The 24,301-nt window shown below is 59.0% G+C and carries 19 protein-coding genes; 6 read left to right on the top strand and 13 right to left on the bottom strand.

Annotation, left to right across the window (positions count from 1 at the left end):
- Window positions 1-35: 35 nt before the first annotated feature.
- Window positions 36-1,355: a methionine adenosyltransferase gene (gene metK / locus FGU64_RS22565; protein ID WP_139955012.1), complete on the bottom strand. Its 1,320-nt coding sequence runs from the start codon at window positions 1,353-1,355 to the stop codon at window positions 36-38.
- Between the two features lie 350 nt (window positions 1,356-1,705).
- On the opposite strand from metK, the gene FGU64_RS22560 reads away from it, so the two are divergent.
- From FGU64_RS22560 to FGU64_RS22545, 4 genes are all read left to right on the top strand, one after another.
- The gene (locus FGU64_RS22560) at window positions 1,706-3,856 is read left to right on the top strand and encodes a bi-domain-containing oxidoreductase (protein WP_139955121.1); all 2,151 of its coding nucleotides are present in this window, start codon (window positions 1,706-1,708) and stop codon (window positions 3,854-3,856) included.
- Complete coding sequence (locus FGU64_RS22555; protein WP_139955120.1) at window positions 3,853-5,676, top strand: heparinase II/III-family protein; 1,824 nt, start codon at window positions 3,853-3,855, stop codon at window positions 5,674-5,676. The genes FGU64_RS22560 and FGU64_RS22555 overlap by 4 nt, the downstream gene beginning before the upstream one ends.
- Window positions 5,673-6,899, top strand: a complete 1,227-nt coding sequence (locus tag FGU64_RS22550) for a glycosyltransferase family 4 protein (RefSeq protein ID WP_139955520.1) — start codon at window positions 5,673-5,675, stop codon at window positions 6,897-6,899. Before FGU64_RS22555 ends, FGU64_RS22550 begins: the two co-directional genes overlap by 4 nt.
- A gap of 144 nt (window positions 6,900-7,043) precedes the next feature.
- Window positions 7,044-8,375: a DUF2793 domain-containing protein gene (locus FGU64_RS22545; RefSeq protein ID WP_139955119.1), complete on the top strand. Its 1,332-nt coding sequence runs from the start codon at window positions 7,044-7,046 to the stop codon at window positions 8,373-8,375.
- Between the two features lie 2 nt (window positions 8,376-8,377).
- Here the strand turns inward: FGU64_RS22545 and FGU64_RS22540 are convergent, their stop codons facing one another.
- The 12 genes from FGU64_RS22540 to gmd form a co-directional block, all read right to left on the bottom strand.
- The gene (locus FGU64_RS22540) at window positions 8,378-9,553 is read right to left on the bottom strand and encodes a DegT/DnrJ/EryC1/StrS aminotransferase family protein (RefSeq protein WP_139955118.1); all 1,176 of its coding nucleotides are present in this window, start codon (window positions 9,551-9,553) and stop codon (window positions 8,378-8,380) included.
- 5 nt (window positions 9,554-9,558) lie between these two features.
- Window positions 9,559-10,185 carry a NeuD/PglB/VioB family sugar acetyltransferase gene (locus tag FGU64_RS22535; RefSeq protein WP_139955117.1) on the bottom strand — a complete coding sequence of 209 codons (627 nt, stop codon included), beginning with the start codon at window positions 10,183-10,185 and terminating at the stop codon, window positions 9,559-9,561.
- The gene (locus tag FGU64_RS22530; protein ID WP_246671195.1) at window positions 10,182-10,766 is read right to left on the bottom strand and encodes a sugar transferase; all 585 of its coding nucleotides are present in this window, start codon (window positions 10,764-10,766) and stop codon (window positions 10,182-10,184) included. The genes FGU64_RS22535 and FGU64_RS22530 overlap by 4 nt, the downstream gene beginning before the upstream one ends.
- 150 nt (window positions 10,767-10,916) lie before the next feature.
- Window positions 10,917-12,158: a UDP-N-acetyl-D-mannosamine dehydrogenase gene (gene wecC / locus FGU64_RS22525; RefSeq protein ID WP_139955115.1), complete on the bottom strand. Its 1,242-nt coding sequence runs from the start codon at window positions 12,156-12,158 to the stop codon at window positions 10,917-10,919.
- Window positions 12,142-13,224 (bottom strand): UDP-N-acetylglucosamine 2-epimerase (non-hydrolyzing), encoded by a 1,083-nt coding sequence (wecB, locus tag FGU64_RS22520; protein ID WP_348639778.1) that lies wholly within the window; start codon window positions 13,222-13,224, stop codon window positions 12,142-12,144. Before wecB ends, wecC begins: the two co-directional genes overlap by 17 nt.
- Window positions 13,225-13,456: 232 nt before the next feature.
- Window positions 13,457-14,833: a phosphomannomutase gene (locus FGU64_RS22515; protein WP_139955113.1), complete on the bottom strand. Its 1,377-nt coding sequence runs from the start codon at window positions 14,831-14,833 to the stop codon at window positions 13,457-13,459.
- Between the two features lie 110 nt (window positions 14,834-14,943).
- Window positions 14,944-16,347, bottom strand: a complete 1,404-nt coding sequence (locus FGU64_RS22510; protein WP_139955112.1) for a mannose-1-phosphate guanylyltransferase/mannose-6-phosphate isomerase — start codon at window positions 16,345-16,347, stop codon at window positions 14,944-14,946.
- A gap of 278 nt (window positions 16,348-16,625) precedes the next feature.
- Complete coding sequence (locus tag FGU64_RS22505) at window positions 16,626-17,414, bottom strand: class I SAM-dependent methyltransferase (RefSeq protein WP_180375592.1); 789 nt, start codon at window positions 17,412-17,414, stop codon at window positions 16,626-16,628.
- 37 nt (window positions 17,415-17,451) lie between these two features.
- Entirely contained in the window at window positions 17,452-18,567 is a 1,116-nt protein-coding gene (locus tag FGU64_RS22500) for a DegT/DnrJ/EryC1/StrS family aminotransferase (protein WP_139955110.1), read from the bottom strand.
- Window positions 18,564-18,950: a cupin domain-containing protein gene (locus tag FGU64_RS22495; RefSeq protein ID WP_139955109.1), complete on the bottom strand. Its 387-nt coding sequence runs from the start codon at window positions 18,948-18,950 to the stop codon at window positions 18,564-18,566. The genes FGU64_RS22500 and FGU64_RS22495 overlap by 4 nt, the downstream gene beginning before the upstream one ends.
- Entirely contained in the window at window positions 18,934-20,199 is a 1,266-nt protein-coding gene (locus FGU64_RS22490) for a class I SAM-dependent methyltransferase (RefSeq protein ID WP_139955108.1), read from the bottom strand. The genes FGU64_RS22495 and FGU64_RS22490 overlap by 17 nt, the downstream gene beginning before the upstream one ends.
- Window positions 20,200-20,373: 174 nt before the next feature.
- Complete coding sequence (gmd, locus tag FGU64_RS22485; protein ID WP_139955107.1) at window positions 20,374-21,447, bottom strand: GDP-mannose 4,6-dehydratase; 1,074 nt, start codon at window positions 21,445-21,447, stop codon at window positions 20,374-20,376.
- 300 nt (window positions 21,448-21,747) lie between these two features.
- On the opposite strand from gmd, the gene FGU64_RS22480 reads away from it, so the two are divergent.
- Both FGU64_RS22480 and FGU64_RS22475 read left to right on the top strand, forming a co-directional pair.
- The gene (locus FGU64_RS22480; protein ID WP_139955106.1) at window positions 21,748-22,947 is read left to right on the top strand and encodes a glycosyltransferase; all 1,200 of its coding nucleotides are present in this window, start codon (window positions 21,748-21,750) and stop codon (window positions 22,945-22,947) included.
- Window positions 22,944-24,203: a lipopolysaccharide biosynthesis protein gene (locus FGU64_RS22475; protein WP_139955105.1), complete on the top strand. Its 1,260-nt coding sequence runs from the start codon at window positions 22,944-22,946 to the stop codon at window positions 24,201-24,203. Before FGU64_RS22480 ends, FGU64_RS22475 begins: the two co-directional genes overlap by 4 nt.
- The last annotated feature ends 98 nt before the right edge of the window (window positions 24,204-24,301 follow it).

Genomic DNA, 24,301 nt, shown 5'->3' with positions numbered 1-24,301 from the left:
TCAACATCATCCCAGGAAGCGGACCACTTTCTGCCTCAGGCGGCGAGCGCCCGTTCCTTCGAGACGGCGTCCTTGAGCGCCTTGACGAGGTCGGTCTTCTCCCACGAGAAGGAGCCGTCGCGGCCGGGCTTGCGGCCGAAATGGCCGTAGGCCGTGGTCTTGGCGTAGATCGGCCTGTTCAGGTCCAGATGCCGGCGGATGCCCGACGGCGACAGGTCCATCACCGCGCGCAGCGCCTTCTCCAGAACGGCCTCGTCCACGGCGCCGGTGCCATGCAGGTCGACATAGACCGACAGCGGCTGGGCAACGCCGATCGCGTAGGAGAGCTGGATGGTGCAGCGCTCGGCAAGCTTGGCCGCCACCACGTTCTTGGCCAGATAGCGCGCCGCGTAAGCCGCCGAGCGGTCAACCTTGGTGGTGTCCTTGCCGGAGAAGGCGCCGCCGCCATGCGGGGCCGCACCGCCATAGGTGTCGACGATGATCTTGCGGCCGGTCAGGCCGGCGTCGCCATCGGGACCGCCGATGACGAACTTGCCGGTCGGGTTGATGTACCAGTTGCAGTCGGCGGCGATCTTCAGATCGCCGAGCGCCTCGCGGATGTAGGGCTCGACGACCTTGCGCACCTTCTTCGAATCCCAGCTTGCATCGAGATGCTGGGTCGACAGCACGATCTGCGTGACCTCGGCCGCCTCGCCGTTCTCGTAGCGCACCGTCACCTGGCTCTTGGCGTCGGGGCCGAGCCGGCCGGCGTCGCCCTGCCCTTCGTGGCGGGCGGCGGCCAGGAGTTCGAGGATCTTGTGGCTGTAGTAGATCGGCGCCGGCATCAGGTCCGGCGTCTCGCGGCAGGCATAGCCGAACATGATGCCCTGGTCGCCCGCGCCTTCCTCGCCCTGGCGGTCGGCGGCGTTGTCGACGCCCTGGCCGATGTCAGGCGACTGGCCGTGCAGCAAAACGTCGATCCGGGCCTTCTTCCAGTGGAAGCCGCTCTGCTCGTAGCCGATGTCGCGGATGGCCTTGCGCGCCGCCGACTTGAACTTCGCCGGGTTGACGGCGGGATGTCCGGCCGCGTCCAGCACCACGTTGCCGGCCTTGTCCTTCTTCAGGAGGCTGTGCGGCACACGCACCTCGCCGGCGATCACCACGCGATTGGTGGTCGCCAGCGTCTCGCAGGCGACGCGCACCTTCCACGGATCGGAAACCGCGACGTCGGCATAGCGTTTGGCGTCCTCGGGCTTTACTTTACGCGTCTCGCGATAGACCAGATCGACGATCTCGTCAGAAATGCGGTCGCAGACCTTGTCGGGATGGCCCTCGGAAACCGATTCCGAGGTGAAGAGATAATTCTGCCGCGTCACGGGTGTCCCCACTGGAAAATGGCCGGCACACCGCCAGCCTGGCGCCGATCCTGTTAGCGGGCCGCCCGACCGTCCGTCAAGACAGCCAAGGGGATCAGGCCAATATGAAAAGTATCTCGACATCGCTCTGGCGGCTCCACCCGCCTGACAGAAGGCCGGTGCGAATTTCCAATCATCGCCTGTCCGTTGAAATCCTCGATATAGATAACCGCACCAACTCCAAATCCAATGATGAGAGCAGGCGAAAATGAGAGTCGTCATTTTTCGAATTCTTTGGAAACCCGACAGCGCATTGCTTTTCGATGTTTCTTGTTTATGTGAACACGATTGATCTTTCAGATTGGACGCGCATGAAGCAGATTTTGCAGGATATGAGCCACGGCTCGACCTACATCGCGGAAGCGCCGGCCCCCAGCTCGCGCAAGGGCTCGCTGCTGATCGCCTCGCGCGTCACGCTCATTTCCACGGGCACCGAGCGGATGCTGGTGGATTTCGGCCGGGCTTCCATGCTGCAAAAGGTCCGCAAACAGCCCGATCGGGTCAAGATGGTGCTCGACAAGGTCAAGACCGACGGCCTGATGACGACCATCGAGGCGGTGCGCTCCAAGCTCGCCCAGCCTCTCGCGCTCGGCTATTGCAACGTCGGCGTGGTGGAGGACGTCGGCGGCGGCTGCGAGGGATTCTCCGTCGGTGATCGCGTCGTCTCCAACGGGCCGCACGCCGACCTCGTCAGTGTGCCGAAAAATCTCTGTGCGAAGATACCGGACAATGTCGGCGACGAGGCCGCCGCATTTACCGTCGTGGCATCCATCGGCCTGCAAGGCATCCGGCTTGCCAATCCCACGCTGGGCGAATCCTTCGTGGTGGTCGGTGCCGGGCTCATCGGCCTCTTGACGATCCAGTTGCTGGTGGCCCAGGGCTGCCGTGTGCTGGCGACGGATTTCGACAGGGCCAAGCTCGACCTCGCGGCGCGTTTCGGCGCCGAAACCTGCAACCCCGGAGCCGGCGAAGATCCGGTAGCCGCCGGCATGGCTTTCAGCCGCGGCCGCGGCGTCGACGGCGTCATCATCACCGCCTCGACCTCGTCGTCCGATCCGGTCACGCAGGCGGCGCTCATGTCGCGCAAGCGCGGGCGCATCATCCTCGTCGGCGTCACCGGCCTGGAGCTCAACCGGGCCGATTTCTACGAAAAGGAACTGACCTTCCAGGTGTCCTGCTCCTACGGGCCCGGCCGCTACGACAGCGGCTACGAATTGCAGGGACAGGATTATCCGATCGGTTTCGTGCGCTGGACCGAGCAGCGCAATTTCGAAGCCATCCTCGACATGATGTCGAGCGGTCGCATCGACGTCGAACCGCTGATCACCAGGCGCATCCCGTTCGACGACGCGCCGTCCGCCTACGACCTTCTGACCGAGGACAAGTCGACGCTGGGCGTTCTCCTGACATATCCGGCACAGGAGGCCGCGGTCCTGCGGCGCACCACCGTGGCCCTGGTCGAGACACCGCCGGCATTCGCCGCCGGCAAGCCCGTATGCGGCTTCATCGGCGCCGGCAACTACGCCTCCCGCGTTCTCATTCCCGCCTTCAAGAAGGGCGGCGCACAGCTTCACACCATTGTCGCCTCCGGCGGCACCAGCGGCGGCATCCAGGGACGGCAGGCGGGTTTCGCGCATGCGGCGAACGACGCCGAGGCGATATTCGCCGCGCCGGAGATCAACACCGTGGCCATCGCGACCCGCCACGACACCCATGCCGAATTCGTCGCGCGGGCGCTTCGCGCCGGCAAGAACGTTTTCGTCGAGAAGCCGCTGGCGCTGACGATAGAGGAGATCGATGCCGTCGAGGCTGCCTATGAGAAGGCTGCGGCGAAGACGAACCCTCCGCGCCTGATGGTCGGCTTCAACCGTCGGTTTGCGCCGCATATCGTTAAGATGAAAGCGCTGCTGGAGCCTCTGAAGGAGCCGAAGTCCTTCATCCTGACGATGAACGCCGGCGCCATTCCGCCGGAGCACTGGACACAGGATATTGCCGTCGGAGGCGGCCGCATCATCGGCGAGGCGTGCCATCACATCGACCTGATGCGCTTCCTGGCGGGAGCGTCGATTGTCTCGGTCATGGCAAGGCGCATGGGCGAGGCGCCCGGCGTCGCGGTGACGGAAGACAAGGCCGTCATCCTGCTCGGCTTCGCCGATGGGTCCTTCGGCACCGTGAACTATTTCGCCAACGGCGCGAAGACGTTCCCGAAGGAGAGGATCGAAGCCTTCTGCGCCGGCCGTACGCTGCAACTCGACAATTTCCGCAAGCTGGCCGCCTATGGCTGGACGGGGTTCAAGGGCAAGGGCGGCTGGACGCAGGACAAGGGCCAGGACGTCTGCGCGGGGGAATTCCTGAAAACCATTGCCGATGGCCGGCCCTCGCCCATTCCAGCCGACGAGATTTTCGAAGTGGCGCGTGCAACGGTCGAGGCAGCGCGGATGCTGCGCGCCCAGCAACAATGAGTTTCGCCGTCAAGGCCAGAACGATCGCCGCGCTCGGCCTTGGCAATGTGGCGCGCGTCGCGGCGTATCGGCTGGGCCTCAAAAGCGGCCTGGGCCCGGTTCGCCGCCTGAAGGACGTCGAACCCGCGATCGGCCCGTTCTTTCGGCCGCGTCCGAGTTCCATGCAAAATCTTCCCGTCAGCCACGCCTGGGAGACGGAAGCCGTCTATTTCGGCCGCCACCGCTTCCCGATCGGCGACGGACCGCCGGATTGGCTGAAAAACCCGATCACCGGCCGCAGGCTGGAAAATGCCGACCGGCACTGGTGGCAGATTGCCGATTTCGATCCCGCCATCGGCGATATCAAGGTGATCTGGGAAGCCTCGCGGTTCGACTGGCTGCTGGCCGGCGCCCAACGAGCCGCCGCCGGCGACGCCGCGGCCCTGGCGCGACTTGAGCTATGGCTCGATGACTGGTGCCGCCGTAATCCGCCCTATCGCGGCCCGAACTGGAAATGCGGACAGGAGACGTCGATTCGGGTGATGCACCTGGCGATGGCGGCGCTCATGCTCGGCAACGAGGGCGCGCCGACGGCCGGCTTGAAGCGCCTGCTCGACATTCATCTGCGCCGGATCGAGCCGACCGTCGGCTACGCCATCGGCCAGGACAACAATCACGGAACCTCAGAAGCCGCCGCCCTGTTCATCGGTGGGTCATGGCTGGCCGCGAACGGGCATCCGCGCGGACGGCATTGGGAAGCGCTCGGAAGGAGACTGCTGGAGAATCGCGTCGGCCGCCTCATCGAGCGCGACGGCAGTTTCTCGCAATATTCCCTGACCTATCACCGCGTCCTGCTCGATACGTTGATCATGGCGGAGGTCTGGCGGCGGCGATTCGAGTTGGAACCGCTTTCGTCGAAGGCACGCGAGCGCATGGCTGCGGCCGCACGCTGGCTGTTTGCGATGATCGATCCAAGAAGCGGCGACGGCCCCAATCTCGGCGCCAACGACGGCGCCCGGCTGCTCCCGCTGACCGATACGGATTACAGGGACTTTCGCCCGACCGTACAAGCCGCCATGACGCTGTTCTGCGACAAACGGGCTTATGCCGAACGCGGCAGTTGGGATGCTCCTCTTGCCTGGCTCGGCATCGCCGCAGCGGAAGCCGCAAGCGAGCCGGTCGGCTCGACGCAGTTCGACGACGGCGGCTATGCCGTTCTGCGGAAGGGCGTGGCGATGGCGCTCCTGCGGTATCCCCGCTTCCGTTTCCGGCCGGCACAGGCGGACGCCCTGCATGTGGACCTGTGGGTCGAAGGGGCCAACATCCTGCGTGACGCGGGAACCTTCAGCTACAACACGGATGCAGCCACGCTGGACAGGTTCGCGGGCACCGCCGGTCACAACACCGTTCAATTCGACGGTCGGGACCAGATGCCACGCCTCGGACGGTTTCTCTATGGCGAATGGCTCAACGCCCATTCGGTCGCTTTCGACGCAGCGCAAGAGCAAGCCTCGGCCGGCTATACCGATTGGCGAGGCGCAACACAGAACCGCGCCGTGCAACTTGAGGCAAACCGGCTGACCGTTCGCGACGGACTTTCAGGGCGGTTCGTCCGGGCTGTCCTGCGCTGGCGCCTCCAACCCGGCCCATGGAAGCTGGACGGACAGACCCTCAGCAACGGCCGCAACACGCTTCGTATTGCGGCCGATGTTCCGATCGCCAGGATCGACCTGACCACCGGCGAAGAATCGCTTTATTACCTCGAAAAGCATCCGGTGCCGGTGCTCGAAATCGAAGTGAACGATCCCGGCACACTCACCAGCGAGCTTTCCTGGCCGTGAAAATCCTCTATTTCCATCAGCATTTTTCGACGCCGAAGGGGTCCGCCGGCACGCGCTCCTATGAGATGGCCCGACGTCTGGTCAAGCGCGGCCATAGCGTCACCATGGTGTGCGGCAGTTATGGCGGCGGTCATACGGGACTGGAGCAGCCGTTCGAAAACGGCCGCCGACGCGGGGACGTGAATGGCATCGACGTGATCGAATTCGATCTGGCCTATTCCAACGCCGCCGGATTTGCCTCGCGCACCATGACTTTCATGCGCTATGCCTTGCGCTGCATCGGACTGGTGCTGTCCGAACCGGCCGATCTCGTCTTTGCCACGACGACACCCCTGACGGCTGGCATTCCCGGTATCGCCGCGCGCTGGTTCACGCGAAAGACCTTCGTTTTCGAGGTACGCGACCTGTGGCCCGAACTGCCGAAAGCGATGGGCGTGATCCGTAACCCGCTGATATTGTGGGCGATGGGGGCTCTCGAATGGATGAGCTACCGTTCCGCTCATCGGCTGATCGGTCTGGCGCCCGGCATGGTCGAGGGTATTGCCCGACGCGGAATACCGGAGCCACGGATCGCCATGATCCCCAACGGCTGCGATCTCGACATTTTCGGCACCGCAAGCGAACCCTGGCGCCCGCAGGGCGTGGAAAAAGGCGATCTGCTGGCGGTGTTCGCCGGCACTCATGGCATGGCCAACGGCCTCGATGCCGTGCTCGATGCCGCGGCCGAACTGCGCAAACGCGGCCGCGACGATATCAAGATCCTGCTGATCGGACAGGGCAAGCTGAAGCCCTCTCTTCAGGAGAGAGCTGCGAGGGAAGGGCTGGACAACGTCGTCTTCGGCGATCCGGTGAGCAAGACGCGGCTCTCCGGCCTGATGGCAGCCACCGATATCGGCCTGCAGATCCTCGCCGATGTCCCTGCTTTCTACTACGGAACTTCGCCGAACAAGTTCTTCGACTATATCGCGGCGGGCCTGCCAGTGCTCAACAACTATCCTGGCTGGGTCGCCGGGCTCATCGAGGAAAACGGTTGCGGCTTCGCGGTTCCGCCGCGCGATCCGAAGGCTTTCGCCGACGCGCTCGAGAAAGCGGCCGCCGACCGGGCGGCCCTCAAGGAAATGGGCAAGCGCGGCCACCGCCTTGCCGAAACCACCTTCGCTCGCGATCGATTGGCCGACCAGTTCGTCGATTGGCTGGAGAAGGCTCAGGCGGATCGCCGATAAAAATCGTCGAAACCGACCCAACAACGTGTCAACGATCCGACCACCGCTCTCAAAGGCGACTAACTGGACACACGTTTAAAATAGGAATTTTATCCTCATAACAGGACAAGATGTTACCCTCCGAAGGTCATTCGAGGAACGGTCATGGACGAAACTCCCAATCTTTCGCTTCCCTACATCATGCCATCCCAGGCGCAGAAATCGGTCACGCACAACGAGGCCTTGAGGATGCTCGACGCCCTCGTCATGGCCTCGGTGGTGAGCAGGACGATTTCATCTCCACCGGCGAGTCCGGACGACGGCCAGCGTCATATCGTACCGGCGGATGCCGACGGAGCATGGGCCGGCAAGGCCGGCATGATCGCCGCCATGCAGGACGGCGACTGGAGCTTCTACACACCTGCGGAAGGATGGCTTGCCTGGTGCCAGGACGAAACGGCCCTGCTGTGCTTCACCGACGGCTCATGGCAGGCTACCGGCGCCGGCGACATGCAGAGTATCGACCGTCTCGGCATCAACGCGACGGCCGACACCGTCAATCGCCTTGCCCTCAAGTCATCCGCCAGCCTCTTCGACCACCAGGGATCGGACCACCAGCTCAAGATCAACAAGGCGGGTCCCTCAGACGCCGGCTCCCTTCTGTTCCAGACCGGCTATTCCGGGCGCGCCGAAATCGGCCTTGCCGGCGACGACGACCTGCACGTCAAAGTCAGCGCGGACGGTTCCGCCTGGACCGAGGCGCTGGTTATCGACGCAACATCGGGAAAGGTCGATTTTCCGCAGACCAACGTGCTGAAAAGCTATGCCCTCAACCTGTACCAGGACGGCGGCAGGATGGCGGGAAACGGTGCGTCGTCGATAACCGTCGGGGCGTTTTTGTGGCCGAGCTACCTGTCGCTTGAAAACGGCGCGATTGCCGCGGCCCACGACCAGTTTGTCTACGACAATACCGATTATGGCGGAAGCCGAGCGTCGCTCGACGCTGCCGTCAAGGAATTGATCGACCGGATCAGACAACCGGCATACCGGCAATACAACATCGAGTTCTGGGTGGCTGCCGTCACCGCCGGCGCAGGCAACACAAGCAGCGCACTCACCGTCGGTTCGATGTCCGGCCACATCAGTCTCTATACATCGTTCAAGGTGCGCCCCCCGGCCCTCACCCATCACACCTATGTCAAGGCGCTCGACCAGGCGATCCTGGTCAACGTCCTGTCCGGGCAGGTCCTCTACAAGGACGGCGTCGCCTATACATCCGCATTTGCGGTAACGCCCGGCGAGGGCTGGACCTCGATCACCGTTCACGATGAGATCGATCCATCCCTCTCCTATGGCTATCAGCCTACGATCTTCTCCATCTACGCGCAGGCTGCCGGCGACCGCTTTCTCATCGCATGCCCTGCCCTGATGGCCGGCATCGTCAACGTCGACGACAATGTCGGCGTCATCCCTGCCTATAACGGCTGGGCGGCCTGAGATCAGGCCGCCGCGAGGGCGAGGACTTCGTCGATGACCGAGCAGGTCCTGTCGACCTGCTCGTCGGTAATGGTGGGATGTGTCAGGAAGCACATCCCCGTCTCGCCCAGTTCCTTCGCCACCGGCAGGCGATGCTCCGGACGCCAGCCGGTATCCTCGAACGCCCTCTCCAGATAGATTTCGGGCGCGGAGCCATGATAGCAGGGCACGCCGCGTTCGCTGATGGCGCTGATGACGCGGTCGCGACTCCATCCCGCAGCGAGCCTCTTCGGCTCGACGAAGGCGTAGAAACGATAGTAGGCGTGATGAACGTCGTTGGGGACATGCGGCACCCGTACGAGATCGTGGCGCCGGCAGGCATCGGCGATGCGGTGAGCAATAGTGGTGCGCCGTGCGTTCCAGGCATCCATGCGGTCGAGCTGGACCAAACCGATCGCCGCCTGCATCTCGAGCATGCGCCAGTTCGTGCCGAAATGGTCGTGCACCAGTCTTGGACCCGGAGGATGCGGGCGCTCGTAGACGGCCTCCCAGCTCTTGCCATGATCCTTGTATGACCACATGAAGGACCAGAGGTCCTTGTCGTTGGTCGTGACCATGCCGCCTTCGCCGCCGGTCGTCATGATCTTGTCCTGGCAGAAGGACCAGGCACCGATATGGCCGACAGAGCCGACAGGACGCCCCCGATAGGCCGCACCATGCGCCTGCGCGCAGTCCTCCACGACGAAGAAACCATGCTCCTGCGCCAGCGCCATGATCGGGTCCATGTCGCAGGGCATTCCGCCCAGATGGACCACGATGACCGCCTTGGTTCGCGGGCTGAGCACGGCGGCAATCGTCTCGGCCGAAAGGTTCTGCGTGTTGCGATCGACATCCGCGAAGACGGGCGTGGCGCCCGCCGTGACCACCGTGGACGCCGAAGCCAGGAAAGTGCGAGGCGTAACGATGACCTCGTCGCCGGCGCCGACGCCCAGCGCTTTCAGCGCCACATCGAGGGCCAGCGTGCCGTTGGCAAGCGCCACCGCATGGCTGGTGCCGCACCATTGGGCGAAGCGCCGCTCGAATTCACGCGTCACGTCGCCTGTCCAGTAGTTGACCTTGCCGGACGCCAAGACGGCGCTCACGGCGGAAATCTCTTCGGGCGTATAGGACGGCCAGGGGGCGAAAGGCGTGTTCAGCATGATGTTCAGCTCCTTGGCCTTGCAGGACAGCCGATGGCAACAACGCCATCAGGCAAATCCGAGACAACGACAGCGCCGGCACCAACCATCACGCCGGTGCCAATGCGGATGCCCTGACGCACGGTCGCGCCGACACCGATCCAGCTTCGGGGACCCACGCGGACATTTCCCGACAGATGGGCACCGGGAGCGACGTGGACCGCCTCGCCCAATTCGCAATCGTGATCGACTGTCGCTCCGGTATTGACAATGCAGGCCGCGCCGACAACGGCGCCTACGTTGACGACTGAACCCGCACAAAGCGTCACGCCAGGGCCAATTTTGGACCTGGAACTGACCCAGGCACGAGGATGCACGACGCTGGCCATCACCGCCCTTTGTTCGGCCAGGGCGAGATGATGACGCAGGCGCACGTCATTGTCGCCGATGGCGACAATGACGCCCCCATATTCCGACATCCGGTTATACAAATCCGATACCGTTCCGGACACGCGCCACGGACCGGTCTCCCTTATCTCCGGGTAACGATCGTCGAAGAAAGCGACGTCTTTCCAGCCAGCCTCGAGGGCTGTGTCCGCCACGACACGCGCGTGCCCGCCTGCACCGACAATAGCCAGGATGGATGACGTCATCCGCGAAAGCGCTCCATTGTGGAACTATCGGCCGCGCTGATACCGTCACGTCTCAGAACTTTCGCCAAAGTCATTCCAATGATGCGGACGTCCAGCCACAGCGAGCGGTTGTCTACATACCAGACGTCGAGCGCGAACTTGTCCGGCCATGAAATCGCATTGCGGCCGTTGACCTGCGCCCAGCCGGTCACGCCGGGCCGGACCTCGTGGCGCCGTGCCTGTTCGGGCGAGTAGAGCGGCAGGTAGTCCATCAACAAAGGCCGCGGCCCGACCAGGCTCATATCGCCCTTGAGCACGTTCCAGAGTTCGGGCAGTTCGTCGAGGCTGGTGGAGCGCAACAGACGGCCGAAGGCCGGCAGGCGCTGCTCGTCAGGCAGGAGTTGCCCGGCGGCGTCGCGCGCATCCGTCATGGAGCGGAATTTGACCATCCTGAACGGCTTGCCGTGCAGGCCGGGCCTGACCTGACGAAAGAAGACCGGACTGCCCAATCGCCATCGTACGAGCAGGGCAACGACCGCCAGCACCGGTGCCCATAGAGGCGCCGTCAGCACGGTGAGCACGATATCGAAGGCCCGTTTCAATTTTCGCCTCAGTACGCCGACCCGTCTCTGTCCTGCCGCCACATTTCGAGGGCTCCGGCCTGCCTTCATCCAGGAGCGCTTCCGTCAAATGCACTCGCCATCATACGCATCCGGCAGCACCAAGCGACGGCAGATACCGAACAGCCGCGGCTATCGAAGCGCGCCGACGGGATCTATCACCCGGCCATGGTCCTTTATGCGCTCTTTCTCCGAACGGAAATCGCTGTGGTTGACCAGAATGGCCACGACTTCGGCCTCGCCCAGCGCTTTCTCAAGGTCGACAAGAGCGACCGCCTTGCCTTCATAGGCAGCCGGCAACCGGCTTATGTTCGGTTCCACAACCATGACACGCCGGAAATTCTGCTCCAGCAGACTGTCGAGGATTTCCAGCGACGGGCTTTCGCGCAGGTCGTCGATGTCGGGCTTGTAGGACAAGCCCAGCAGAGCGATCGGCGTATCCTTGTTTTCGGCTGCCGCGACGATCTTGCCGACGACGCGATGCGTCTTCTCATGGTTGGTCAGCCGTGCGGTCCGCATGAGGTTGGCCGTCTTCGGCGCCTGGTTGATGATGAACCATGGATCGACGGGGATGCAATGGCCGCCGACGCCGGCGCCCGGCTGCAGGATATTGACGCGCGGATGCAGGTTGGCGGCGTGGATGACGGACCAGACATCGATATCCAGTTCCTCGCACACCATCGACAACTCATTGGCGAAAGCGATGTTGACGTCCCTGAAGGCGTTTTCGGTGAGCTTGGCCATCTCCGCGGCCCGGGCATACGTCAGCATCATCTCGCCCTTGACGAAATGGCCGTAAACTTCCTTTGCCCGAACCGCGCTGCGCCCGTCCAAGCCGCCGATGATGCGCGCATTCTCGACCAGTTCCCGCAGCGTCGCACCGGGCAGGATTCGCTCCGGGCAGTAAGCCATCAGAACGTCCGAGGTTTCCGGATGCGTCTTCGGGAAGGTCAGATCGGGCCGCGCCCTGGCGAACTGATCGGCTGCGCGCTCGGTGGTGCCCACCGTCGAGGTCGATTCGATGATGACGATGTCGCCCTTCTTGAGCACAGGCGCGATCGCCGCGCAGGCATTGTCAACCAGCGTCATGTTCGGCGTGTTGTCGCCGTTGACCGGCGTCGGCACGGCGATCATGAACGCATCGACCGGCTCGGGGCTGACAGTGGCGCGCAGACGGCCCGCCTTGACCCCCTCGCGAACGAGATCTTCGAGATCGTGCTCGGCAATATGAATGCGGCCGTCGTTGACCGTATCCACCACGCCCTTGTTGATATCGACGCCGACGACCTCGAGGCCGGAGCGCGCGATCACCGCAGCCGTCGGCAGGCCGACATAGCCGAGGCCGACGACCGCTACCTTACGGATTGGCTGCATTTTCCAGAATATCCTTTGCAATTTGCTTCGACGCCGTGCCGTCGCCAAACGGATTGCTGACATGCGCCATCGCCGCATAGGCTTTCGCGTCCGTCAGCAGTTTCGTCGTTTCCGAGACGATCCGCTCGAAACTCGTCCCCACCAGCTTGGCGCTGCCGGCGTCGATGGCTTCACGCCGCTCGCTGGTTTCGCGCATGACCAGGACCGGTTTTCCAAGCGAAGGGGCCTCCTCCTGCACACCGCCGGAATCGGTAAGGATCACGTGCGCCCTGCTCATCATGAAGACGAACTCGTCATAGGCCAGAGGCTCAAGCAGATGCACGTTCTCGATACCGCCCAATATGCGATTGACCGGTTCGCGTACGTTCGGGTTCAGGTGCACGGGATAGACGACGCTGGTGTCGGGCGTCGAGGCGATCTCGCGGATGGCCCGGCACATGGCCTCGAAGCCATGGCCGAAGCTTTCGCGCCTGTGGCCGGTGACCAGAACGACTTTCCTGCCCTGCCCGAGCGCCCCGAGTTTCTCTTCGAAGCGCTTCTGATAGGATTTGTCACCCTCGATGCGGATCCTGACCCATCGCAACGCATCGACCACCGGGTTGCCTGTTTCCAGGATCGTCTTGGGATCGACGTGTTCGCGCAAGAGATTTCCGGTCGCGACGCTCGTGGGCGTATAGTGACGCCATGCGAAAAGGCCGACGATGCGCCGGTTCGCTTCCTCAGGCCACGGATGCTGCATATTACCGGTGCGAAGTCCTGCCTCGACATGGCCGACCCGGACACCGCGATAAAAGGCAACCAACGCCCCAACCATGGCCGAGGTCGTGTCGCCCTGAACGAGAACGAGATCCGGCTTCCATTCATCGAAGACCGTGTGAAGCGCCGTCAGCAAGGAGGCCGTCAGTCCTTCGAGCGACTGCCCCGGTTTCATCACGTTCAAGTCGATATCCGGCGTCAGGCCGAAAACCCTCATGGCCATTTCCGCCATCGAGCGATGCTGGCCCGTGAAGCACAGAATCGGCTCAATATCGGCAGTTTCCTTCAGCGCCATGACCACGGGCGCCATCTTTATTACTTCCGGGCGAGTACCGCAAAGTACAAGGACACGCAACGTTCTATTCCTGCAACCATTTGATTGGAGAGCCACAGCGTAGCAGCCCTCATTGGCTGGAAACCGTCTGCGATGTCAAGCGCCGTCGGGCAGCGCAACAGAGCCCGGAGGAAATGCGGCGACCGCGTCAAAAATGGCAGAGCTGCATTGTGCATCCGTCATTCAAGCAACATGATAACGGTATACATTAGCGGGCGCCGCTCCTGTCCGCCTCCAGGATGAGTTTCGTCAATTCCGCAACTTTCGTTTGCAACAGTTTCCTGCTGCCGCGTGTTTCGATATTCAGACGCAGGAGCGGCTCGGTATTGGATGCGCGCAGATTGAAGCGCCAATCATCAAACTCCATGCCAAGACCATCCAGCGTGTCGATTGCCGGATCAGCAGGCGAAAAATAGTCGGCAACACGTTTCCTGGTATCCGCAGGGTCGGCAACCGTGAAATTGATCTCCCCTGAACAGGGGAAGGCCGCGATTCGATCGGCTACCACTTGCCTGAGAGGCAGCTCGCGCTCGCTCAGTTCGGCGATAACCTGCAACCAGGTCAACATGCCTGAATCGCAGAAGCTGAAATCCCGGAAATAGTGATGAGCGCTCATTTCGCCGCCGTAGAGCGCATTTTCACGCCGCATCATGTCCTTGAAAAAGGCATGGCCGGTCCGGCATTGTTTTGCTTGGCCGCCGGCGGACTCGACGACATCGATCGTGTTCCAGGTCAGCCGGGGATCATACAGGACAGTCTGCCGCGGATTGTCTCGAAGCAGGCTCTGCGCGATCAGGCCGACAAGGTAGTATCCTTCTACGAAATCACCCTCGTGATCGTAGAAGAAGCATCGGTCGAAATCGCCGTCCCATGCAATACCGAGATCGGCCTTATGGTCGATAACGGCTCGGCTCGCGCGCTCGCGCTTTTCCGGCAACAAAGGATTTGGAATGCCGTTGGGAAGCGAGGGATCGGGTTCGTGGTCGATCTTCACGAATTCGAGCGGCAGGTGCTCTTCCAAAAGATCGATGATGGGTCCGGCGCAGCCGTTCCCGGCATGGCACACGATCTTCATCGGCCTGAGTCTGCGTCGGGAAACCTGATTCAAGAGACGCTCGATATAAGGGCCGCGGGACAATTTCTCGAACAGGCGGCCACGAGCTGCGTAGCTGGCGACATTGTCGATCGCCGCCTTGGACAGCACCAGTTCCTCGATTGCATTCAGGGCATTCTCGCGTGTTGCCGCGGCGGCTCCGGACAGCACCATCTTGATGCCATTGTAGTTTTCAGGGTTGTGGCTCGCAGTGACCATCAAGCCGGCATCCGCTTTTTGGACATCGGTGTGGAAGTAAACCTCTTCGGTCCCGCATTGCCCAAGCGGAAGCACGTCTACGCCATTATCGAGCAGGCCTTGGACAATCGCCAGCGCCAGGGCGGGACTATCCTTGCGCATATCGTGCCCCACAACCACGGTCGACGGGAGTCGAAGCCGCGCCACAGCCTGTCCGAACCGGTAGGCAAACGGAACGTTCATCTGGTCGGGAATCCGGCCCCGAATATCGTAGGCTTTGAAGGGCGACGTCATTTCATTTTCAATCCCTGAGCGAGGCTCGGATATCACTCGAGACAACGGGAGAAATCGTCGGGCGCAGGCAAGAATGCATAACCGGATTCTGGACTACCGGCCGCAACACCCTAGCTGCGGCCGTAGAGGTCTTCAAAACGCACGATGTCATCCTCGCCCAGATAAGAGCCCGACTGGACCTCGATGAGTTCGAGCGGAATCTTGCCGGGGTTCTCCAAAGCATGAATCTCGCCAAGCCCGATATAGGTCGACTGATTTTCCGTGAGAATCATCGTCTCCTTGCCGCGGTAAACCTTGGCGGTACCTTTCACCACGATCCAATGCTCAGCGCGATGATGGTGCATTTGAACCGAAAGCTTGGCTCCCGGCTTCACGGTAATACGCTTGACCTGATCGCGCTCACCGACGTCGATGGAATCATAATGACCCCATGGACGATAAACCTGACGATGGCTGAGATGCTCGCTGCGCCCGGCCCGTTTGAGCTGCTCGACAATTTTCTTGACGTCCTGCACCTTGTCCTTATGCGCGACAAGGACGGCATCCTTTGTCTCGACGACGATCAGATTCTCAACGCCGACCAAAGCGAGCAACCTGGAATCGGAGCGGGCCAGATTGTTCCTGCTCGATGCAGCAAGCACATCGCCACGGAACGCATTACCCGCCGAGTCATGCGCCTGGCTCGCCCATAGCGACGACCACGAGCCTATGTCGCTCCAACCCGCATCGAGAGGCACGGTGACCGCGTCAGCGGTCTTTTCCATCACCGCGTAATCGACGGAAATGTCCGGGCATTTGCTGAAGACGGACGCATCGATACGTACGAACTGCATATCGGGCACGACCTTCTTCACCGCTTGTTCGCAAATCTCCGCAACGGTCGGATTGAAGGTCTTCAACTCGGAAAGGTAACGGCTGGCCCGAAACATGAACATGCCGCTGTTCCAAAGATATTGCCCCGACGACACATAACTTTCAGCAGTCGCTAGATCAGGCTTCTCCTCGAAGCGCTCGATAATGAATCCGGCCCCCATCTGTCCGCCGCGCTTTATGTAGCCATAGCCTGTTTCAGGTTGCTGCGGGACGACTCCGAACGTCACGAGTTTGCCCTGTTCTGCCAACGGTTCCGCACGCTTCAGCGCCTCATGGAAGCGATCCACGTCCTGGATACTATGATCGGCCGCCAAAACGAGCAGGATCGGATCATCGCCGTCGGCAGTCGCAATGTTGGCGGCCAGGGCTATCGCGGGGGCGGTATTGCGGCCGAATGGCTCGAGTAGAATCCTGGCGTCTTCGACGCCGACAAGACGCAGTTGCTCGGCAGCGAGAAACCGTTGATCCTCGTTGCAGATGACAATCGGCGCCCCGGTTTCCAGCCCGCCAAGCCGCGCCAAGGTTTCCTGCAAAAGGGTGGATTCGCCGGTAAGGGCGTGGAACTGCTTTGGAAAAAGCTGCCGCGACAGGGGCCACAGCCGCGTGCCTGAACCACCAGCCATCACAACCGGAACGACCATCTCATCTCTTTCCTTCCAATAGAATCAGAACGTCGCGTCACCGGTTCCATCTTCGCCGATCAAGACAACGGCAACCGTTCGGCATCATCTTGCAGCTATGCAGAACAGGCTAGCAAACGTGACAAGCGTCGAGACTGCATAATTCGACCAGACCTCGAGTATCCTGACTACGCGTTTTCGTAGAAAAGAACGAAGGAATACTATCTGGCTGTCCGCCGCGAAACTCTCCTTGATTGTTTGCTCATTTGAGCAAGATGCCGCTTAACCCACGAAGGTGCTCAGCAGGCTTGATAGCCAAACAACACACTCCAACTTTGAACCGAGGGGGCGGAGCGGTCGAACCATTGTTGCGCGAAAATGCGCTTGAAACCGCACTGGCCCAGTATTTCATCCAATTCATCCTCGAAATAGCAGCGCAACGCGTGGCTTTCGCGGAAGGTATGAATGGTTCCCTCCAGCTTGCGGGTCAAAAATATCTCGTACTCCACATCGATGCGATTCCGATTCGGATCGAAGTGCCCCTCCGAAATCCTAACCAGTTTTATCACGTCGTTTTCGAGACGCTTTATCCGTGTTCCGGGGCGCTGACAGTGAACCGCCGGCCCGTACCAACAGTCGAAAACCAGCAGTCCGCCCGACTTGAGCGATGCTTTCACATTGCGCGCAAAGGCACGCAAACCATCAAAGTCCCGGAGATAGCTAACAACATCGAAAAGCGAGACGACGAGGTCGAAGCGCTCCTCGGTATGGAAGTTTTCCAACGTCCCTTGTCGAAAAGTCGGCCGATAAGCTACGTTGGGATAATGCGCTCCCCGGTCACGAGCGACTTGCAGCATCTGCTCGCTCATATCGATACCCTCGACCTTGTATCCACGCCGGGCTAGCAGCCAGTCATGAATTCCGGTCCCGCAGCCCAAATCCAGTATGGATTTTGTAGTCGGATCGAAGTCGGAAATTATATCATTTAGAAACGATACTTCTCTTTCGTAGTCTTTATCTTTGTAAAGCAAATCATAATATTGCGCTACGAGATTAAAAACTCCACTTTCTTCGGAATTATTTTCCAAACTTCTCTTCCCTATCTATTATCGAGATACGGCATGATCAATCATAATTTCTAAGCACTCGTCCAAGTTTTTCAACAACGATCTCCTGCTGCGCTTCTTCTATATCGTGAGACGACGGAAGATAGAACGTTGAGAACGACACTTTGTCCGCATTTGGGCATGGATTGGCGGAGACGACCTGCCGATCCGCGAAAGGCTGGAGAGTATATGAGACGAAACCCTGTCTCGTCTCCACACCGTCACCGCGGAGTTCTTCGAGGATTGCTTCACGATGGGGCGCGGCGCTGTCGGCCAATCGGATATGGTACATCCAATAGACGTTCTTCACATTCTGCCTCGTGGCGGGCAGAATCAACGACTTCTCGTCGCGTAGCATGCGATCGTAAGTCTGCCCCATCCGAACCTTGATATCGACAAGATGGTCGATCTCCTCCATCTGCGCACATCCCAAGGCCGCCTTTAGGTTGTCCATTCGATAGGCGTATCCGACCGTTTCGTGCAGAAACTTCTGCTTCTTGCCGAAGGCGAGGGATCTCAAGGAGCGCATCCTGTCGGCGAAAGCGGCGTCATTAGTAACCACCATGCCGCCCTCGCCGGTATTGACGATCTTGTTGGCAAAAAAGCTGAAGCAGCCTCCAATACCCCAGGAGCCGCTTTGCCTGTCGTTGAAGGTGCCGCCGTGAGATTCGGCACAATCCTCGAAAAGCAGGAGCCCGTTAGCCTCTGCGAGTTCGGTCAACTCATCCATATCGGCGCATTGGCCGAAGAGATGGACGACCATAATGGCCTTAGTCCTCGGCGTGATCTTGCGCCTGCAGTCGTCAACGGACATGCAATACGTGTCGAGGTCGATATCCACCGGAACAGGCGTGGCACCGCAATAGATGACAGCGAAAAACGTCGCCATATTGGTCAGTGCCGAGACCAGCACCTCGTCCCCGGGACCAATGTTCTGGCCGGCCAAAGCCAGATGGAGAGCGACGGTTCCGTTGGCGCAACTCACGGCATGCTCAACCCCGATATACTGGGCGAACATACGTTCGAATTCCGGAATATGCCTGCCAAAAAGACCGGAAATGGCCTTGTCGGCCAACGCCTCGTTCACATATTTGGCGCTGTTGCGAGCGATATACGGGACCGCTACAGGTATCACAGTTCTGCCTCCAAAATCGGCCTCTCGAGGCGGAACGTGTCCTTCTCGTAGTTGAACCCGGCCCTTGGCCCTTTGGTAAAGACAAGAATTTCGGCAGGTTCAACTCCTGCACGAAAAGCGTGGACCTCATTCGGCGCCGCTACCACAAAGTCACCCACGCTCAGGACCTCCGTCTTCACCGGCTCGCCAGGGCGGCAGGACGCGTAGAGGACGCTGCCCGCGATGACGAACGTCCACTGTGTGGTCTGCTTATGGTAGTGATTACCTCGGACAGCACCTGGGGTGAAGGTTATGTAGGTGATCGCGTCAATGCTCTCGTTGACCAATAGATCGGCAATTTTACCGCGGCTGTCCTCAAATTGGACGTCAAGCGAGACTCTCAATTATCCCGTCCTTGTTGATGATGTGACCTTGAATTGGGAAAACGAGGGACAAACCGCTACTCTGGAACTTATCGATCAGGAAGTCGGATAGATTCCACGGCAAGACGATCGCATAATCCCAATCGGGGCCCAATTCGTCGTCATGGACGATGGGTATGGCCGATCCCGGCATTCGTTTGCCTACCTTTAGTGCAGACACGTCACAGCAAACGGTCACCGCATCGCTGTCGAGTTTACAATAATTCAGAAGGGTATTGCCCTTCGTCGCCGCACCTATGCAGCAAATCCGGGCCCCGCGCAGATGCTCCCTATGCACAAAGGCGAGCAAGCGCTGCTTAACGTTCAGGACTTCCGCGCGGAAATTTTCCCGCCATAGCGGGTTCACCTGAAAGAACCGATCTTCCTCCGTGAGCAGTACGGCGACATTCGCCGTCGGTTCAGATGCTCTGCCTTTGCGAACACCATAAACGCGAATGGAGCCGCCCATATAGGCGATCTTTTCGACATGAGCGAGACGAAAGCCCCATTCCTCCAGCAATCGTGCAATCGCACGAATTGAAAAATAATTCACATGCTCGTGATAGATAGTATCGAATGCATTCTGCTGAAGCAAATCTCCCAGATAGGGAACTTCGAACGACAACAATGCCTCATCGCTGGCAATATCCTTGATTACCGCCATCATGAGCCTGAGATCGTCGATATGATTCACGACATTGGTAGAAGCGACCACATCCAGACTTCCGGGCTCGAATTCGGGATGACTCTTGATACCCTCATCGAAGAGCGCGCAAACGGTAGGCACTCTGTTTGCAACGGCAAGAGCAGCGATATTGGCGGACGGTTCAATGCCCACGACGGAAATGCCGAAATCATTTGCCATATAGCCGAGCAAAGTCCCAACACTGCTGCCTATATCCGTAGCACGCCTGGGCAGGCGACCGCCGAAAAGAGACTTGTAGGTTTTGACAATATCACCGGCGAACTCACGAAAGTGCGCTCTGGAAACGGGTGAATTCGAGCTGTCGTAACTATACTCGCTTTCTACATACCGTTTGGCAGGCGGAATATAGTATTGCGTAAGAACATGTCCACAGTCTTCGCATTCCGCCAGCGCCAGCGGGAAATGCGTCTCCGCATCATCAAATCTGGTTGCCGGCAGGAAAGTATCCGCAAGCGGATGCTTTCCGAGATTTAGAATTTCGCGGAGACGTCGACTCTCACAGATATTGCAAGCCGGTCGCTTCATCGAACTCGCGGCTCCTTCGTCCGCAACACATGGTCGTGGTGAGCCTGAGTGGGGTCGGATTCAACCATTTCAGTTGTCAGTTGGTCCAGATTGGTTCCAGCTTCCCATCCGAGTCCTGCGCGCGCGTGGCCAATATCATCAAGCGGCTCTCGCAGAAATTGCAAGCTGGTCGCTTCATGGGACTCGAGGCTCCTTCGTTCGCAACACGTGATCGTCGTGAGCCAGATTCAGATCGTTTTCAACCATTTCAGTTATCAGCTGATCGAGGTCGGTTCTCGGCTTCCATCCGAGCTTTTCGCGCGCGTAACTTGAATCACCCAACAGAGTTTCGACTTCCGCCGGCCGGTAGTAGTCAGGGTCCACTTGAATAATGCAGCGCCCCTCCTGATCATAGGCCTTCTCGTTGATACCCTGCCCCTTCCATGTCAACTCGAAACCGGCTTTCCTGGCCGCACGGTCGACAAACTCTCGCACTGAAATCTGATTTCCGGTAGCGATCACATAGTCGTCCGGCTTTTCCTGCTGAAGCATGAGCCACTGGCATTCGACGTAGTCGCGGGCATGCCCCCAATCGCGCTTCGCATCCAGATTACCGAGGTGCAGGCAATCCTCCAAGCCATATTTGATCCGTGCCAACCCACGCGTGATCTTGCGGGTCACGAATGTTTCGCCGCGAGTGGGCGATTCGTGATTGAATAAAATCCCGTTGCACGCATAGATGCCGTAGGCTTCGCGATAATTCACCGTGATCCAGTAAGCGTACAACTTCGCCACCGCGTAGGGAGAGCGCGGATAGAACGGAGTTTTTTCAGATTGCGGCGTTTCGCGAACCAATCCATAGAGTTCGGACGTCGAGGCCTGATAGAAGTGAACCGACTTTTCCAGACCGTTCGCCCGGACAGCCTCCAAAAGACGCAATGTGCCCAAGGCGTCTGCGTTCGCGGTAAAGACGGGTTCCTCGAAAGAAACCGCAACATGACTCTGGGCCGCAAGGTTATAGATTTCGTCGGGAGCGCTTCTGGCTACAACCTGCATCAGGCTCGCGGCGTCTGTCATATCGCCATAGTGGAGCACCAACTGGCCCTGCCGGTAATAATCACTGGCAATGAGGTGATCGATGCGCTGTGTGTTGAACAGTGAAATGCGGCGCCGCAGGCCGTGAACCTGATACCCCTTTTCCAGCAAAAGCTCAGCGAGAAGCGCCCCGTCCTGCCCTGTTACTCCGGTGATAAGTGCCTTTTTTCTCACAGAATTCTCCCAGGTCCAAGTAGGTCAACAAGGATCGATGAATGCGTTGCCGGCGCTATCGTGTTCGCGGGACCCCTGATTTTGGCTTTTTCCCCCAAAGTCAAGCGGTATCGCCGCCGGCTTGCAAAAAGCGGCATCGATCGGCAAAAGATTGCCGGAAAGCCGCCGATTATACGCCAAGCAAAAATATAAGAAGGCGAATGTACGCCGGATGCAGGATTGCCTGAAATGGCAATCTGTGACATCGGAAGCGCCCGGCGAAACGCTGCCCGCGTCCAGTTTTGACTTACAGAGAGAAAAATGAAACGATCGATCGCGTGGGTCGCAGGTCATTTCGACCAGGTTGGCGGCGGAGAGCGACTCATCCAGGAAGGCATTCGCTTTTATCGCAATGAAGGCCACCGTACCGTCGTCTTCACTTGGTCTTATGACGACGCCGTCAGTTTCGACGGAAGATATGATCCGAGCGAAGTCGTCACGATATCCCCGAGCGGTTCAGGAAAAAATACGAAACGCGCGCTTGCCCGCTTATTCGACATCCCCAAATTAAGAAGATTTTTTAAAGAATACAATGTCGACACGGTTTTTGTTCAAAGCGAATACGACGTTGCACTTGTGTATCTTTCCACTCGTTTCCTTAAAATAGATTACAAGTTTCTTATATTTGGTCAAAACTACCAGTTTCCGGAAGATTACGGCAAATACACGTTTATTTTTCGCCGTCATTTGAAAAGGATAGTCAACTCATACAAAGGATACCGCGACACTGTAAGCCTGACTCCGCCGAAGATCAGGATCAGTGATCGTGTAGCGATGGAAATGCTGTCGGTTATCCGGTACTTGGCCGTACGTTCAGCTCAACGCCTGTTTGTTTTTTCCCACCAAGTGCAGTGGGAAACAAAATTGCTTTTCGGTCGCACTCCAACCATTGCCAGAGGCGCATTCCGACGGGAAGACTTGGGAGAGGTTCGCGATTTTGTGTCTGCCTTGGCGGCATACGATCTCGTCGGCACCAAATATGTGCTTTCCGTCTGCAGGATGGCGCCCAAAAAGCGGTTGAGCCTTGTTGTTGAGGCATTTTATCGCGCCAACCTGGCCGACGACATTGTTCTGGTATTGGGTGGGGATGGTCCGGAGCGCTCGAATCTCGAAGCCCAGGCAAAAGGGTTGGGAATTGCAGATCGAGTGAAATTCCTTGGCCGGGTGCCGGATGAACACCTTCCGGGGCTCAAGCAGGCGGCACAGGTGTTCGTCAGCATGGACATAGGAGATTATGATATTTCTCCGCTCGAAGCCCTGATTCACAAAACCCCTATTGTTCTGCCGACCGAGTTCGATGCTGAAGGGTTGGAAACAACGGCCGGAGTCGTCGTGTGCCCGGCCGAAGCCGATGCCGTTGCAGCGGTTCTTCCCGGTCTGATCGGTACCCGATCGCGGCCCAGCGAAGACCTTCTTAACAGCTTCACGTGGGAGAACTATTTTTCGGATCTTCTAAAATGAATCTGATGAAGGCGTTCGGGATTGACGTGCTGTTTTACGGTTCGTCCAAGGCACTTGTCGCGGTCACCTGGATCGTCATCATCTCCACGCTCACCAAGCATTTGAGCCCGGCAAATTACGCTACTTTCTGGCAGATATTCACGCTGATCGTGGGGGCAGCGACAATCGTCACGACAGGTCTGGTAACCGCCTTTCGCCGCTACTACGGGCAATTTGAACAAAACAAGACCACGGATTTATACTCTTTCGCGGCGACGGGAGTCACGCGAACGGTAATCTCCCTCGGCTTGCTTTGTTTCGTCCCTGCTTTCTTGATATCCGCCTATATAGGGGAATGGCCGAGATCCGGATCTTTATTTGCTTTAGCGATCTTTTCTTTCGGGTCTGCAGCTTTATTCCAAATTTATTCCGGCCATCTCATGGCCAAGAGAAAGACAACCTATTTCCTTGCCATGACAACGGCGCAAGCTGTCCTTTTCCTGGCATTTTGTTCCTTGGGAATATTTTCAGGAGACGCCAAAGATGTACTTCTTGCGGTCCTGTTTCTAGGTTTGTCGTATGTTGCGGTTGTCCAGCCTTGGTCCCTTACTGCGATCCGCCGGACCTTCAGGCCGTTCAGAAATACGGAAACCCGCAAATGGGAGAGAGAATTCTTATTCTTCGGACTGCCACTGGCTTTTATGAATGGTGCATTCCTGCTCGGGAATATGGGTATCCAGCTCATCATCGCGAATATGGCAAGTCCATATGACGCCGGAATTTATGCAGCGTTCTCGGCTCCGATCGAACGGCTGGTCGGTTTCATGGCCAGCATTGCGGCCATGGCTTTTCTTCCTCTTGTCGCCGTAAAATGGGATCAAAATCAGCGAAGCGAAGTTTTGCGATTTCTCGGCCTAGTGGTTGCGGCCGTCGCCTTGATATCGACGGTGATTTCGATCCTTCTGGTGATATTTAACGATCAATGGGTCACGCTTATTATCGACAAGCGATACAAGTCAGGTATTGACCTGATCCCGGTTCTCTGTGCGGCCACCACCGTCAGCACGATTGCCTCCATTTTAGCGGATGTCTTGATTGTCGAAAAGAAGACTGTCCATCTCGCTGTCTTCTTCACTATTTCGAGTATCGTCGGATTGGTATTCAGCGCCGTTCTAATTCCCATTGCCGGTGTGTCGGGAGCAGTTCTCGGTCGGCTCATCTCAGCTGTTTTCGCATGTATGTTGATCTGCTTCTCCATTTGGAGAAGCCTTCGATAATTCATTCGGACCACCGGCTCATCCGGTGCTTAAGGTTGAGGTGCATCAAGAACGCCGCCCAGTCCTTGCTGGCGAACTCCCGGCTCTGATCTGAGTGG

Source organism: Mesorhizobium sp. 8 (assembly GCF_006351905.1).
GTDB classification, from domain to species: Bacteria; Pseudomonadota; Alphaproteobacteria; order Rhizobiales; family Rhizobiaceae; genus Mesorhizobium; species Mesorhizobium composti.
This window is presented reverse-complemented; position numbering and strand designations above follow the sequence as displayed.